The sequence below is a fragment of the Coleofasciculus sp. C1-SOL-03 genome (assembly GCF_040220555.1).
Lineage (GTDB): Bacteria > Cyanobacteriota > Cyanobacteriia > Cyanobacteriales > Coleofasciculaceae > Coleofasciculus.
Window position 1 is genome coordinate 66930 of record NZ_JAVJUO010000155.1, and the last position, 15430, is coordinate 82359.

The window sequence follows — 15430 nt, forward strand, 5'->3', positions numbered from 1 at the left end:
TAGGTTTTACCATTGAATCACCATCTGTAGGGGAACGACATATCGTTCCCCTACATTTTTGTAGAGACGTTGCATGCAACGTCTCTACTCTACTGCTATAGTAGTCAGCGATGCGAGCGCTTATGGCACTAAAGTGCCCACTACAAACGAGGAGTACAACTCGGTCCAGCAACTGTCCCCACCACGACATCGGGACCTTTAGCCGCCACATTAACGTTGCCAATCTCCCATTGACCATTCAGGGTCACTGAAAAAACTCCATCTTGAAACCCAGCTCCAGTTTGCCACTTAATCCCGCTCAATCGTGCATTCGGATCAGGATTCACGATTTCTCCTCCTGGCGAACTATTCACTATCGCTGCACAACTGGGAATTTCTAACACCCAGTTACTCAAATCTTGGGCTTGAGGTAACTCTTCCATCCGGTATATCCACACTGAGGTATTACTGCTACTGTAACGAACACTCTCAAAAGTAATTTGATAGCCGTTACTCAGGGTGACAGACTGGTTTTGGCTAGTATCGGCTACTGTAGTCGCTCGACTAGCATTTCTGTCATCCGTTTGTCTATTATCGACCTGCACGGGTTCATCGCGCTCTATGCGTTCTACTTCTAACGTGTCATCGGAGAATTGACAGCGTTGAACTGCATCAGATGCGAGTTGCGCCCCCCGCAGGCGACGTATGGCGACTTCTAGTTCACTTAAATCTTCCTGCACACTGCAATACTGAACTTGCAGAGTTTGTAACTCCTCAGCTTCCACTGTCTTGCGCTCTTCCAACTGACGCAGTTCAGTTCGAGCCGTCGCGATTTGTTGTTCGGTGGTTTGGATTTCACCTTGTAATGTACTTAAACGCTGTTGTACGCTGCTAAATTCACGGCGAGAGACTTCCAGGCGTTCTTGAGCGGTTTCGATTTCCTCCCGTACCGCTACCAGTTGGGCTTCTAAGCTTCGCCGTTCACTCTGAAGCGACTCAACTCTGGCTTCGGCGCTGCTAACCTCTTGTCGCACTTCCACTAACCGTTGTTGAGATTGTCGCACCGAAGATTGAGAGGCTTCTAGGCGTTCTTGAGATGTCTCAATTTCCTCCTGTATCGCCACCAGTCTCGCCTCTCGACTTTGGCGTTCACTTTGGAGTGATGTCAATTCGACTTGGGCGGTGTTAATTTCTTCCCGTACTTCAACTAACTGTTGTTGAGATTGTCGCACCGAAGATTGAGAGGCTTCCAGGCGTTCTTGAGCCGTTTCGATTTCCTCCCGTACCTCAACCAGTCTGGCTTCTACGCTTTGGCGTTCACTTTGAAGTGATGTCAGTTGGGCTTGAGCGCTACTAACTTCCTCTCGCACTTCGACTAACCGTTGTTGAGATTGGCGCACAGATGCTTGAGAGGATTCCAGACGTTCTTGAGATGTCTCAATTTCCTCCTGTATCGCCACCAGTCTCGCCTCTCGACTTTGGCGTTCACTTTGGAGTGATGTCAATTCGACTTGGGCGGTGTTAATTTCTTCCCGTACTTCAACTAACTGTTGTTGAGAGCGGCGCACAGATGCTTGAGAGGCTTCCAGGCGTTCTTGAGCGGTTTCAATTTCCTCCCGTACCTCAACCAGTCTGGCTTCTAAGCTTTGGCGTTCACTCTGTAAAGATGTCAGTTGGGTTTGAGCGCTACTTACTTCCTCTCGCACTTCAACTAACCGCTGTTGAGATTGGCGCACCGCCGCTTGCGAGGATTCGAGTTGGGCTTGGGTGGTTTCAATTTCTTCTCGAATGGCGACTAACTGTTGGCGAGATTCCCGAATTTCCACTTGGAATGATTCGAGTTGAGTTTGGGCGGTTTGAATTTCTTCGCGCAGGGCGACTAATCGCTGTTGCGATTGACGTACTTGAGATTGAGAAGCTTCCAGTTGGGCGGTTACGGTTTGGCGTTCATTCCGCAATTCCTCTAATCGGGCTTCAGCGGTGCGAATTTCTGTTTGCAGCGCCACGAGTCGTTGTTGGGCGCTACTGACTTCAGTTGTGGATTCGCCAGAGGTGGTGAGAATAGAAAGTAAGGTGGTTACTTCTAAATCAGTTGCATCATAACTCGCCGCCCGTTCTAAAGACGCGATCGCTTGGTCGTAACGTTCTAATTGATACAGTGCTAATCCCCGTCGTTTCCAGGCGAGGGCGTTTCGCGGTTCAAGTTCTAAGGCTTTGTCACAACTGGCGACAGCATCTTGATACCGTTCCAGTTTATACAGTGCGGCGGCGCGTTCTACCCAAACTGACGCCATCTGCTCATTCGTTTGCAACAGTTGGTCATAGATGGAAAGCGCCTGATTATACTCTCGCAACTCATAAGACAGCACTTGGGCGATTTGCTTGGGGATGACGGTGGAGATTAAAGTTTGTTCATACTCCGATTCGGCGTTTAAGCGTAAGGTTTGTTGCCAAGTTGTCACCGCCGCCTGATAGCGTTGAAGTTCGTATAAGGCTTGTCCTTTCTGATACTGTGCTAAGAGATAATTAGGTTGAAGTCGAATCGCTTCATCGTAAGATGTGATCGCGCTTTCGTACTGTCCCCAACTGCTGAATATCTCGCCGCGCCAATACCACGCCAAGAACGCCTCTGGTTCAATTTGCACGATTCGCTCTAGGATCGCGATCGCCTCACGATATTTTCCCACACCCCGTAACTGGCTCACCTGTTGCCACAATTGATCCAGCAATTGAGCTTGTGCGATCGGCATTGTAGTGGGAGTGCGATCGAACTCCATGGGTTCAATCGGGGTTTGCACCGTCGCACTGGCGATACCACCAGTCATCAAAGTTGCTAAGGCTACACTTATCTGAAAGGGAATTTTTGACATAGGGACTCCTCAGACCTCAAGATACCATCAACGAGAATAACTCTGTTGATAGTTTAAATAATGTATAACTTTATCAAGTTCTTTGTCTCTATACTACTTTTGATTAATAAATCCGTAAAATCTTAGCAGAAGTTTAAGAATTAGTTATCCCTAAACAGAGCGTAGACGATTTTTTAACGACACATATAATCGTCATTTGTCATTGGCTTCTATTGACAGACAAACGCAATTACCCCAGACGCGATCGCTCCTGGTTAAGTTGTCACGCATTTAAAATTGGGAATGGGTAGCGAGCAAGATGCTCGCATTACAACAATTGTGCAGTTGTTGACATTAAGGTTTAAATGCCGAACAGCTTAATCAAGTCAGCACCCTACCTGTGCTATAGTATTATTATGTCAGATTTGACATAATAAATGAAAGTATTAGTAACGGAAAACAGGTATGTGGTATTTAAAGCATGAATTCTCCCAGCAAGAGCAAGATTGTATGATGAAATCTCAGGTATGACATAATGGAGAGCTAATGATGGATGCAGTTAAGCGTCAACGTTTAGAAGCAGCGGGTTGGCGAGTTGGCAATGCAGAGGATTTTCTCGGACTTTCACCGGAGGAGGTCGCTTTTATTGACATGAAGCTGTCTCTGAGTAAACGATTGAGGGAGCTTCGTCTGAGTCAGAAGCTCTCTCAGGAGAGTTTGGCGAACAAAATTAATTCGAGTCAGTCGCGGGTCGCAAAGATGGAAACAAGTGATCCATCAGTGTCTCTTGATTTGATCGTGCGGACGTTATTGGCAATGGGAGCAACTCGTGAAGATGTGGCGGGAGCGATAGCCTCTTCCTCTTCCAGTTTATTACTCTAATTCCCAATAAGGAGTGACAGTGGAAATGCTTGAACTTTATCAGCGTGTCGTTCTATCTCGCAACCTTCCAGAACATCATCTGCAAAAAGGTGACGTTCTCACCCTAATTGATTATGTGCCTCACTCTAGCAGTGGCGAAGATGGCTATATTTTGGAAGTTTTTAATGCTGTCGGTGAATCCATTAATGTAATTGCTGTGCCGATGTCCGCCGTTCAACCCTTGAAAAATAATGAAATTATTACCGTTCGTTCTCGCTTCTGAGGCAAGTTAATAAAAATCCCTTACTCTTTTTGAATTAAAACCTGAAAAGCTGTCAGGTAGAGAGTTTTACTGGATTGTTTGGATTAAACGAACCAGATGTCCAACTCTTAGAGTAGTCCTCAAGCTCAAATAACCGTTTCACAACCTGTCTTAGCATTGGATTACCAATACTGAGACTTTGTATTTGCTTACCCACATTTTCACAGAATTCCAAGTTGGGGAATAACTCTTTCCGCCGATTCCACAACTCGGAACCATCAAGCACTGCTGTACGAATACGGTTCTTAATCCACTCAGCGTGTTCCTGAACGTGATTACTACGACTGGCGTGGACAATTTCTAGTCGTTCATCAATTAAATCTTCATTTTCATCAAGCCGTCTCATTTCCAAGTCTAAGCGGCTGCAATCCCAGCAGGTTTCCGAAATCAAGCTCACTACAAGTGCATCAATGATGACAGCAAAGCCCAGTCCTCTTGCTTCCTTTCCTTGATGCCAAACCTGAGATAAATCAAAGTCATTTTTAATTTCTTCAGCAACATCAGTCCAGAAGGGTGCTTTTGATGTAAGAGTTCTGAAAAAACTACGCTCTTCTCGATTAACTTCTTTATCGTTACGCCAACGAGCTACAGGATAGCCCGGTGCAAGTTCGATAGTATTAATATCTTCTGAAGTACGAAGTACTCGCTTCACGCCACTTGCAGTGGCTTTACGGATAGTACCAATCAGATTTGACATTAATTGGCGTGCTGTTTGCTGATCAGAAACGGGAGTTTGCAAGGAGAGTTCATTGAGTACCATTTCTAAATCCATGTGTTACTCTCCTGCTGGTTCTAACAAAGCTTCCAAACTTTTATCCCATTCATCAAAGAAGCCATCGGGCCAGTAATCAATTCGTCCATTTCGATCAATCCGTGGCGATATGACTTCAATTACAGCTTGTCCGTCTTTCACTTGGCGATCAAAATAGTGGAGCTGAACATCATTGGGTTCAAGTTTGCCACCATGAACAGCCAAACGAATCCCATTTAAAACATGATCGCTATGAGTTTCTATGACAACTTGAACACCACAACTAAAAGAAGTGCTTGTATAACTGAAGACTTACCTGTGCTGTTAAGACCAGAAAGTAATGTTAAAGTTTTAAATTTAAGCATCTGGTCTTCAAAAGCCTTAAAGTTTTTTAACTGTAGTGAACTAATCATGATAGAACAGTTTGAACAATTTTTTCTACTACCTCAAATCTATAGCTAACTTTTTCAGAAGCCTGAGATATGGAATGGAAAAAATTAGTATCATTTTCACTATAACTCACAAATTTTTGAATTAACTTATGCTTGCGCTGTTTTAGGATTTCAAGTTCTTGATCGTTTAGTTTACTTAATGTGACTGACCAAACCTCAAACAAGGCTTTATTAAGAGGTTGTTTTTTTTCTTGATTTTTGATAATTTTGCGAAAAGCATTTTCTTCAAATATAGAATAAGCTGCTTTTAGAGAACGAAGGAATTTATATTCAATATCCTTAAGCTCTTCCGTTTTCATTTTATTTGTTTTTGCCATGGCTTCATTTAAAAAATAATCTCTACCCTCTTTAACATTATAATCTTTATATGGGGTCAGCAAGAAAGCAACAAATCCCAAAACAAATTCATGATCATCCATACGTTCTTGCCTTATTTTACTAATTCTAGTAGCCTGTTTAAACTCTTTAGATTTTGCTAGCTTATCTAAAAACTTTGTTGCAGATCCTGGATTTATTGCATGACGTAATTCTTGGGGAGATAGAGGCAAACCTCCTGTGTTAATTCGTCGAAAAATATTGTACTTTACTTTAGATGGAGTTCCTTTTTCAATTAAATATACAGTTAGAACTGTTTCATCGATTCTTCGCTGATAATTGCGCGGCAAATCATCATAATTTTTACTGTTCAAATTCGTGAGAAATTCTAAATTATTTAATCTAAGAGTTTTATCAATAACAAATTGTTTTAGAGTACTTAACCGCTGCAAACCATCGATAACTAACCATTTGTCTTCATTAGTAGCATCCATGTAGAAGGCTGGTAAGGGTATACGAATAAGAATAGACTCAATGAGTCTACTTTTTGCCTTATCATTCCAAATGTTAGCGTTACGCTGAAAATCAGGAGCTAAATTAATCTCATCAAATTTAATTCTCTTAAGCACTAAATCAATAGTCATGGGTCGCGTATCCACCCTGATTTGACTGGGGTCAAATGGAGTTGTAATTACCTCGTCTTCTGGCTCAATATCATCTTCCTCTAAGTCAATCCATGTAGCTTCATCACTATTACTGTCTTCGTTAGTGAATTCTAAGTTCAGGTTATTTGGCTCTGTCACAATGGTTACTCCTAATCTAATCTCATTTAATCTATTCAATGCCTTGTACTTTCATCAGCTATATATAAAATCTGAGTAGACAGTTTTTAACAGCGATCGCGGATTAAATTGCTGATAGAGTAGTATGCCGATTTTTCAGGTAGTTCTGGAAATCTTCACCGACTTCACGAATATCTAGATCATCATGTTCCACTGCTCTCTGAGCAAGCCTTTTAGCCAGTTCTCTATCAATATCGAGATATAATTCTAGTAATCGCCTATACTCCTCGTCTGTTCCATCTTGGATCAAGGGTTCAGCGCTCTTTTCGATATTGGCTAAAAGCCAATTTTTAGGGAGCGAAAGAATAACTTTCCGGCAAAGTTCAATATCTGACTGAGAGACACTCGCTAAATCAAGCAAATCATCAAATAAGCTTTGACGCTCTTCGAGTTCTAGATACTCTATGAGTCTCAGTGCTGTACCTCTTTCAGTGGGATTGTGTAAAGCTTTCTTGATGAATCCGATTCGGTCAGGAGAATTATTGAGGAAGTCTTGGCGAGCTTGAATATAGGCAGTTTCTTGGTTAAACACTTTCTGCCAAAGTTCGATATCGTTGTTTGTGGGTTGCTCTTGAAACATAGCTTTTAACTTTTATCCCTATCTTATTTCCTTCTTACCAGCGTAAACCCATCCACTACTGAGAAATTTTTCCACAAATTCTGTAAATGGCATTTCTTGACTGGGGTAGATTGTGTGATGGGTTGGTGAGTGAGTACCGCCCACCTCTCTACCATCAGCGATTACATTAAGACCTTCAGGTAATTGTGTATCCTGATTAAGCTTGTGGTAGTGTCCTGTGAGTGGTGCGTATTGAACATCGCCAAAGGTAGATGCTCCTGTCAGTGGGTTTGTTGGTTTTACACAATCATTTTCAACAGCAATATCTTTATTTTGACGCGGTGGACGAGGACGTTGCCTGTTACCAAAAGCGTATAGTGTTATAGGTACGGTAACTCGCTTAACTGCATTAGCAGTTGTTGTAGTCTCTTGGGGTTGGTGATCTGCCCCGCTATTAATCACTAATTTTACCAGCTCAATAATGGTTAGTGTTCCACTTTAGAGCAGTCGGGTATTTTTAAGCAAGACTAAAACCTATCCTCTAAATTCAGCAGATTCAAGAGCGGATAAGCCTTGTTTAGCCACTAAAGTGGCTACTACAAACGCTCGCACCCTCTCGTACCCAATCCGGGTTGACTACCCACTTTATCATTTAGTCCGCGTAGGCGGACTTTGTTTGTGTAGCTGCGATTTCAATCGCCTCCTCTTGCTTCCTCCTCGCCATGGCATAAAACTAACAAATAAACCCCCCGGAATCCGGGGGGTTGGAGAGATCTCAAAGGAGGAGAGATCAAACCTTCGCTTCTTCTTTCACCAACTTATCCCAACCCAAATCCTTGAGGTTGTTATTGCGGCGCAGGGGACGAGTGGCTAACTCTAGAATATCCCGCGCATTGGTAAAGCCGTGGATCTGAGCAAATGTAAACTCAACGGACCACTTGGTATTAATTCCTCGCGCTTCTAAGGGATTCGCATGAGCCATTCCGGTAATTACTAAGTCCGGATTCAATTCATAAATTCGCTGAATTTGATTGTAGTTATCCGGTTTTTCGATAATCTTTGGCGTCGGTACTCCCATCTCCTGACAGGTTTTCTCCAGCAGATCCAATTCCGCTTTCTGATACCGCTTATCCATATAGGGAATGCCAATTTCTGGACAACTCATTCCGCAGCGAATTAAGAAACGAGCCAGGGAAATTTCTAGTAAGTTATCTCCCATGAAGAAAACCGACTTACCGCGTACTAACTTGACATATTCTTCCAGGTTTTCCCAAATATGTGCTTCCCGTTCGTCTAACCCTTTCGGTTCAATTCCAAACACCGAACAAATCTTTTCAATCCAGGCGCGAGTTCCATCGGGACCAATAGGGAACGGTGCGCCAATTAATTTACACTTGCGGCGACGCATTAAGGTTGTCGCGGTACGGCTTAAGAAGGGGTTGACACCTGCGACATAATACCCTTCTTCAATCACCGGAAGTTCAGTATATCGCTTCGCGGGTAACCAACCGGAAACTTTAATTCCTTGCTTCTTCAGTTCTAGGGTAAGGTTTGTCACCACGGGGTCAGGTAATGACCCAAATAATACTAGGGGAGGATGATCCACATACTCCGATTCTTCAGCCACTACCTCTTCTTTCTGGCGTCCAAAGTTGAGTAGTTTGGAAATTGCATTCCGTTCTTCTTTTTCCGCTTCTACTTTGGGCGCTTCTTTCGGACATTTGTGCGCCATCGCTGCGAGAACGGTATCTTCCCCTTGAGTGAACGCATAATCCAATCCATTCGCCCGCGCTGTCACAATGGGAATCCCAATCTCGCTTTCCAACTTCGGCGCTAACCCTTCCAAATCCATCTTGATGATTTCCGTGGTGCAAGTACCAATCCAGACAATGACACTGGGGTTGCGATCGCGCTTAATTTGTAAACATAGCCGTTTCAATTCTTCGTAGTCATTTAATTGGGCAGAAATATCCCCTTCTTCCAATTCCGCCATTGCATAACGGGGTTCGGCGAAAATCATCACCCCCATGGCATTTTGCAGGAAATAACCACAGGTTTTCGTGCCAATGACTAAGAAGAAGCTATCTTCAATCTTCTGATAAAGCCAAGCCACACAGCTAATCGGGCAAAATGTATGGTAATTTCCAGTTTCACATTCAAACTCTAGCGATTGGGGATTTTGAAGCGTAGTCATAACAAATTCTCCTCTCTTCGTTTCTCAGGAAAGTTTCTATCTATAAGAAGTCCAACGTCTTAGGGTCTTATGGTAGGGCTGGATTCAGCCACAATTGTAGGGGCGGGTTGTAGGGGCGGGTTGTAGGGGCGGGTTTAGCCACTCAAACGACTTGTCACCGATAAATGAACAACAAAACCCGCCCTACCTCCTCAAACTTGTCACCGATAAATGAACAACAAAACCCGCCCTACCTCCTCAAACTTGTCACCGATAAATGAACAACAAAACCCGCCCTACCTCCTCAAACGACTTGTCACCGATAAATGAACAACAAAACCCGCCCTACTTCACCGATAACTATCAACAAAACCCGCCCTTAACCCAATGTCTCAACACCATAACCAATGACAAATGACTAAATTAAACCATCATCAGATCAAGTTCTTCTTCCTCTGACGTTACCTTCGGTTGTTGAGGATTCAGGTAGAAGTCAGACAGTAAAGAGAACAACTCGCGATCGGGGGCGTCGCTGGGAACCACACCTTCGGGACGTGCCAAAATTTGATCCGCAATATTCAGATAGTAATCACACACAGGTGTTAGAGACGGATCAGTTTCTGCCATTTCAAAAATGGTTTTTCCCTTAACCCGCGAAATGCGAATATCTTCAATTAAGGGCAGAATCTCCAACACGGGAATGGGTACAGCTTCAATATACTTGTCGATCAGATCCCGCTTCGAGGTACGATTTCCGATCAGCCCAGCTAGGCGCAAGGGGTGGGTACGGGCTTTTTCACGTACAGACGCCGCAATTCGGTTCGCCGCGAATAACGCATCAAAGCCGTTATCGGTAACGATCATGCAGTAGTCGGAATAGTTCAGAGGTGCAGCGAACCCACCACAAACTACGTCACCGAGAACATCAAACAGAATTACATCGTACTCGTCAAACGCATTAAGTTCCTTGAGTAGCTTCACTGTCTCACCGACAACGTAGCCACCGCAACCTGCACCAGCAGGGGGTCCACCTGCTTCGACGCAATCAACACCGCCATAACCTTTATAGATAACATCTTCGGGCCAAACGTCTTCGTAGTGATAATCCTTTTCCTGAAGCGTATCGATAATCGTAGGAATTAAGAAGCCTGTCAGGGTAAAGGTGCTGTCATGTTTCGGATCACAGCCAATTTGCAACACCTTTTTGCCGCGTCTGGCTAAAGCTACGGAGATATTACAGCTTGTTGTGGACTTACCAATACCGCCTTTTCCATAAACTGAGAGTTTCACGCTTCGTCGTCTCCTATCGTTTGGATCAAAACTGGAATGTTGTCGTAGCTATTAAATGAGCTGGCATCTAGGCTTGGGCTGAGTCGCCAGCCATTGCTTGCTGCCTGCTAATCGCATTATTGACATAACTGCCTGAGAAATGAAAGGGGGTGTGGGAATGGGAGGGGCTTTAAATCTAAATCCGATAACGCCTATCAATGCTTAAAGGCTTTTATAGGTTCAGAGTGCCTATGAAGCAAATTTAATCAATTTATTCCAATTTTGTGTATTTTATTTATATAAATATGAACAAAAGCAAAAATGCAGGAATAGACTTCAAGCCTGACTAAGCTGGCTCACGTTAGTGATCTGACCCCAGCTCAACTCCGACGGGAAATCGGGGATATAGATGGGGTTTGACGCGATCGCATTCCCTAAGCCTGAGACGCCCTGATCCCCAAAAACCCTGGATTTACGTCAGTTAGAGAAGGTGCGATCGCACTTTTAGCGAACTCCGGCAAGATTGTTGTAAATAAAGATTAATTTTTGTAGCTGCGATGACACTCGCCGCGATCGCCCACCACTGGCATAGGTTTAAATCTATGGTTGCGATATAAATATACCTATGCTCGAAAAACTAATGGTGTTGAGATCGTTCACCGGAGAAAGGCGGGGCGGGTTTAGTCACATCTGGGTGCAACTAAAAAGATAAATAGTGAAACCCGCCCCTACGCACGCGCCCGGTTCCCTATTGTTTTTTTGATAGCATCAGGATAACCACAACCCAACAGAAAAGCCGCGACGCTGTTTTACTACTAAAATAAGATTACTAGCGATCCTTTAACTTCAGGCTTAACCGGGATAAACCTATGAAATTTATCAGCCCTAAAGTCGATTATGCCTTTAAAAAAATATTCGGCTCCGAACAGAGCAAAGATATTTTAATCAGCTTTCTCAACGCGATTATTTATGGAGGGAATAAAACGATTCAATCTTTGACCATTGTCAACCCCTATAATCCGGGTCAGTCAATGAGCTTAAAAGATACTTATTTAGATGTCAAAGCTGTTCTATCTAATGGTTCAGTCGTTATTATTGAAATGCAAATAGCGCGGGTAACCGCTTTTAGCAAACGGGTCGTCTACAATCTGTCTAAAGCGTATAGTAATCAATTAGGAATCGGAGAAAATTATTTAACTCTCAACCCAGTTATCGCTGTGACGATAACCGATTTCGTTTTGTTCAATGCTAGCCAAGATGTGATCAATCAGTTTGTTTTTCAGGAAAAAAATCATAAGTTTGAATATCCTGATCCAGAATTACAGTTAATTTTCGTAGAACTCCCGAAATTTCACAAAAGCCTATCAGAGTTAACAAGTTTGAGCGATAAATGGATTTACTTCCTTAAAGAAGCAGCTCATCTAGATAACATCCCTGATAGTTTAGGGGAAGTAGCTGAGATAGAAGTGGCTTTAAACATTGCCAACCAAGCCAAAATGACCTCAGAAGAGTTAGACATCGTGGAACGACGAGGGATCATGTTGCAGGATGAGAAAGGGCGGATAACGTATGCAGCAGAACAAGGGGAAGCCAAAGGACGTTACCAAGAAGCGATCGCTCTAGTTATGCGTCTACTTAAAAAGCGTTTTGGAGAACTGCCAGAGGCGATAAGTACCAAAATTGAAAGCTTGCCTTTACAAGAGTTAGAAAATTTAACCGAGGAGATTTTAGATTTAAATCGTTTGGAGGATTTGGAACGTTGGTTAGACGAACATTCGCCGTCTTAATCAGGTGTACCAAATCCCCTTGGTTAACCTCCTTGATAACTGGGATAAGCTGTCATGTATTTAATTGGCTCTTAGTAGCGAGCAAGTTACTGTAGGGTGGGCAATCGCACAGAATGATAGTATGAGCCTTTCCAGCTTGATAACTTTTGCCCACCCTACCTAAAATTGACGGCTTTCAATTCCGTAAATTGATATTCTGGCTATACAAGTCAGCAAACTTTAACCGAACTAACGTTTCAATCGTTTACGTCGAGTACGACGCCGCAAGACTTGTGCTAACACAATGGCGTCCCGTTCAGCTTGGAATAAATCCACCGATCGCGATGTCAGCAGAAATGCACCCGATGGTTTGTACTGCACCAAAGGTAACTTCGTGATCTGATATTCACAGACGTTAGGAATAATCGCCTGTGTTGACGAATGCTGCACCTTCTGGAGTGTTTGCAAATCCGCATTCACTTGCGACGCGATCGCTTTGAGTTCTAACAAGGCGGCTTCTAACTCTGTCGATAGCCGATTGATGTGGGATGCTTGAGACTCTAACCGTTTCCATCCGTCTCTAGTTCGTTGCTGTAGCATCCGCACAGACGAATCAAGCTCAAAAGATAAAAGCGGTTGAGACTTCACGGGTTGAGGGGGTGCCTGGATTGCCTTTCGGGGAACTGGGTAAGGGGAACGGTAACGCCTGCGAGGTGGCTTTTTTAAGACGCGAGGGGGTTGACGCTGCATGAACTGGGAACGCAGGAATTGAAGTCCGGCTTGCAGTGTTTTCATGAGGATCACGCTGTAATTTGGTACAAATGTACTATATTGAGCGTGAAATAGCAAGAGGTTATCAAGAAACACCGTTAGTCAATCGCCAAAACCCTGTAGAGACGTTGCATGCAACGTCTCTACTAAGAATCCCCCCTTTTACTAGAAAAGAGGGGACTCCCAAGGAATAGATTTAGGATTAGATAGATAGTTCAGTTAGAGCTTCTGTATAGGATTCGCTGGTTGAATAAGTGAGTTGAATTTACCAGCACTTTTATAGTAAGTCCTTAATTTGCTGATTGCCAATAAAAAATGGTCATCTTTATAAAAACTTTATAGATATCACGATTTGCTTTATCAGAACTTAATATTTAAGCTCATCTGATATAGACAGGACTTACGCAGCTACACCACATATCGTAGCCAAGGTGCGTTACGCAAGCGCTTTCACACGATGGCGGACTGACACAGCTAAAATTGTGGAATAGATTTGACGTTTAAACTGGGCGCAAGCCTTGCGCCCCTACAATTCTAATCTACCATTTTAGGTGTGCCACGACACTACACATAGAGGCTTTGCGGAAGTCCTAATAGACAATGAGGGCGGCTAGGTGAACATTCTCAACGCGAATGCACATCCCCGCCGCCCTTGTGATGATGACCAGAGAAAGGATTACGGTGCTAAAGCGTTTCCGCGCAACAGACTACCAATCGTCTTGGCAGTAATTTTAAGCTGCACTAAAGGATTAGCAGGTACAACCGTTTTGTACAAGTAACTGTCAAACGTGAGTCGCTGCACATCCAGATCTGAACACATCTCTACAAACGCTTCACGAGTCGCATCGGAGCGATAGAAGACGGTTTGCAGAATATCCAGCACCTTGTAGGTGATGCCATACTTCTTATCCCAACGCTTGAGATACAGCTTGAGATCCGCTTCGGTGGGAATGCGAGTTCCACCATTAGAGGTTTCGACAATGGTTTCAGCGCACATCCGGGCGGATTTTGCCGCAAAGTAAATCCCTTCACCCGACGATTTCGTCACCGTTCCCGCTGCGTCTCCAACTAAAGCCACCCGACCCACGACTCGGCGAGGTCTGGGATGTTCTGGAATTGGGTGCGCTTCGACTTTGATGATTTCACCACCGACGAGTTTCTTGGCAGCACGAGCGCGAATTCCGGCTTGTAGCTTTTTAATTTTGGCTTGGTTCACCTTCATCGTACCCGTGCCAACGGCAACGTGGTCGTATTTGGGGAAAACCCAAGCATAGAAGTCAGGAGAAACGTCGTTGCCCACATACATTTCTGCCAGGTCTTCATAATAGTTCATCATGTCCCCTGGCAGGCGAATCCGCTCTTGGAAGGCGATCGCATAATTGTAGTCCCCGGCGTCAATTGCCTTAGCCACGCGGGAATTCGCGCCATCAGCACCAACAACCAAGTCTACTTTCAGGGTTTTTTGTACGCCACTGAGACTCCCGTCGGAATGGTCAGCGTAGTGAAGGGTATAGGGTTCTGTATTACTTGTGGGAATATCGAGTTTATGAACAGTGCCATTAATTAAAGTTGCACCGAGCTTAGCAGCGCGGTTCCGCATGAAGCCATCCAGGACTTCCCGGCGGCACATACCAATATATTCGTCTTCGTTGTCCAGGTTAATGTCCACCTCTATATTCGATGGCGAGATCATCTTCATCTTTCTGACTCGCCGATCAATAATTTCAGGTGGCAGGTCAAATTCACTAACCATACAGAGCGGAATGGCTCCGCCACAGGGTTTAGCATTGTCTAGCTTACGCTCAAACAAGTAGGTTTCGATTCCAGCTTTTGCTAGAGTCTCTGCGGCAGACGAGCCAGCAGGTCCTGAACCAACAACCGCAACCCTTAGTGCAGGCATGTTTTCTCCCAATCGTTTTCGAGGTACGGATTGCATGGTATCACGGACTTTTGGCGATTTCATCCGCAATGTGCGATCGCGGCTCATTTTGAAATACAGCTTAACATTTTCCTTCACAAAGCTTAATATTTTGTCGGTTGTCCTTGGTCTTATGTTCCAGGAAAGGTATCTGCATCGTTACAATTGAGACAAACTGTTCAGTCCCATACTGATATGTCAGCACCTTTGTCACAACAACCGACAAGACAAATACTGGTATGTCAGCACCGTACTTGCCGCAAACAAGGTGCAGCCAAAGTCTTGGCAGCGTTTCAGGCTTTACCTGTTAATGGGGTGATAGTTAGCGGTAGCCGTTGTCTGGGAGAATGTGGCAATGGTCCGATGGTCGTGGTTTTACCCGAAGAAACATGGTATTGTCGAGTTCACCCCGATGAAGTCCCCGCCGTAGTAGAACGGCATATCAAAGACGGACAACCCGTGAAGGTTGATAACAGACAGCCAGTATGATACTATATGGTCATATTGGCTTAAATTTACTCATATTGGCGATATTCCTTTGAGAGAAGCCGTTAAGCGACTTGGATTACATAAAAACACGAAGCAGGAAGTAGGCAGATAATG

General features: G+C 44.1%; 14 protein-coding genes and 1 pseudogene. 4 read left to right on the forward strand and 11 right to left on the reverse strand.

The genetic code is table 11. The features are described 5' to 3' along the window. Nucleotides 1–140: 140 nt before the first annotated feature. Nucleotides 141–2849, reverse strand: coding sequence for a tetratricopeptide repeat protein (locus tag RIE73_RS25200; RefSeq protein WP_446403787.1), 2709 nt, complete (start codon nt 2847–2849; stop codon nt 141–143). 528 nt (nt 2850–3377) lie between these two features. On the opposite strand from RIE73_RS25200, the gene RIE73_RS25205 reads away from it, so the two are divergent. Both RIE73_RS25205 and RIE73_RS25210 read left to right on the forward strand, forming a co-directional pair. Then, nucleotides 3378–3710, forward strand: coding sequence for a helix-turn-helix transcriptional regulator (locus tag RIE73_RS25205; RefSeq protein ID WP_446395536.1), 333 nt, complete (start codon nt 3378–3380; stop codon nt 3708–3710). A 25-nt stretch (nt 3711–3735) separates the two neighbouring features. Next, nucleotides 3736–3972: a DUF4926 domain-containing protein gene (locus tag RIE73_RS25210; protein WP_446395517.1), complete on the forward strand. Its 237-nt coding sequence runs from the start codon at nt 3736–3738 to the stop codon at nt 3970–3972. Nucleotides 3973–4024: 52 nt separating this feature from the next. On the opposite strand, the gene RIE73_RS25215 is transcribed toward RIE73_RS25210, so the two are convergent. From RIE73_RS25215 to bchL, 8 genes and pseudogenes are all read right to left on the reverse strand, one after another. Then, on the reverse strand, nt 4025–4783 hold the full coding sequence (locus RIE73_RS25215; RefSeq protein WP_446403788.1) for a hypothetical protein: 759 nt from the start codon (nt 4781–4783) through the stop codon (nt 4025–4027). Between the two features lie 3 nt (nt 4784–4786). Beyond that, a pseudogene (locus RIE73_RS25220) lies at nt 4787–5047 on the reverse strand (AAA family ATPase); the annotation flags it as partial. Further along, complete coding sequence (locus RIE73_RS25225; protein WP_446403789.1) at nt 5023–5175, reverse strand: AAA family ATPase; 153 nt, start codon at nt 5173–5175, stop codon at nt 5023–5025. The pseudogene RIE73_RS25220 and the gene RIE73_RS25225, both read right to left, overlap by 25 nt. After that, entirely contained in the window at nt 5172–6332 is a 1161-nt protein-coding gene (locus tag RIE73_RS25230; protein WP_446403790.1) for a DUF262 domain-containing protein, read from the reverse strand. The genes RIE73_RS25225 and RIE73_RS25230 overlap by 4 nt, the downstream gene beginning before the upstream one ends. Before the next feature lie 103 nt (nt 6333–6435). Then, a complete protein-coding gene (locus RIE73_RS25235; RefSeq protein WP_446395521.1) occupies nt 6436–6951 on the reverse strand; it encodes a hypothetical protein in 516 nt (171 codons plus the stop codon). Nucleotides 6952–6969: 18 nt separating this feature from the next. Next, a complete protein-coding gene (locus tag RIE73_RS25240; RefSeq protein WP_446403791.1) occupies nt 6970–7392 on the reverse strand; it encodes a Tse2 family ADP-ribosyltransferase toxin in 423 nt (140 codons plus the stop codon). Between the two features lie 328 nt (nt 7393–7720). Beyond that, the gene (locus RIE73_RS25245) at nt 7721–9124 is read right to left on the reverse strand and encodes a ferredoxin:protochlorophyllide reductase (ATP-dependent) subunit N (protein ID WP_446403792.1); all 1404 of its coding nucleotides are present in this window, start codon (nt 9122–9124) and stop codon (nt 7721–7723) included. Between the two features lie 402 nt (nt 9125–9526). After that, entirely contained in the window at nt 9527–10393 is an 867-nt protein-coding gene (gene bchL, locus RIE73_RS25250; protein WP_446403793.1) for a ferredoxin:protochlorophyllide reductase (ATP-dependent) iron-sulfur ATP-binding protein, read from the reverse strand. A gap of 848 nt (nt 10394–11241) precedes the next feature. Here bchL and RIE73_RS25255 point away from each other — a divergent pair. Next, nucleotides 11242–12159 (forward strand): Rpn family recombination-promoting nuclease/putative transposase, encoded by a 918-nt coding sequence (locus RIE73_RS25255; protein WP_446403794.1) that lies wholly within the window; start codon nt 11242–11244, stop codon nt 12157–12159. Nucleotides 12160–12387: 228 nt separating this feature from the next. Here the strand turns inward: RIE73_RS25255 and RIE73_RS25260 are convergent, their stop codons facing one another. Both RIE73_RS25260 and chlP read right to left on the reverse strand, forming a co-directional pair. Further along, entirely contained in the window at nt 12388–12933 is a 546-nt protein-coding gene (locus tag RIE73_RS25260) for a hypothetical protein (protein ID WP_446403795.1), read from the reverse strand. Between the two features lie 652 nt (nt 12934–13585). Continuing rightward, nucleotides 13586–14809, reverse strand: a complete 1224-nt coding sequence (chlP, locus tag RIE73_RS25265) for a geranylgeranyl reductase (RefSeq protein ID WP_446403799.1) — start codon at nt 14807–14809, stop codon at nt 13586–13588. A 213-nt stretch (nt 14810–15022) separates the two neighbouring features. Here chlP and RIE73_RS25270 point away from each other — a divergent pair, with 213 nt between their 5' ends. Further along, complete coding sequence (locus RIE73_RS25270) at nt 15023–15316, forward strand: (2Fe-2S) ferredoxin domain-containing protein (protein ID WP_446403796.1); 294 nt, start codon at nt 15023–15025, stop codon at nt 15314–15316. Nucleotides 15317–15430: the final 114 nt, after the last annotated feature.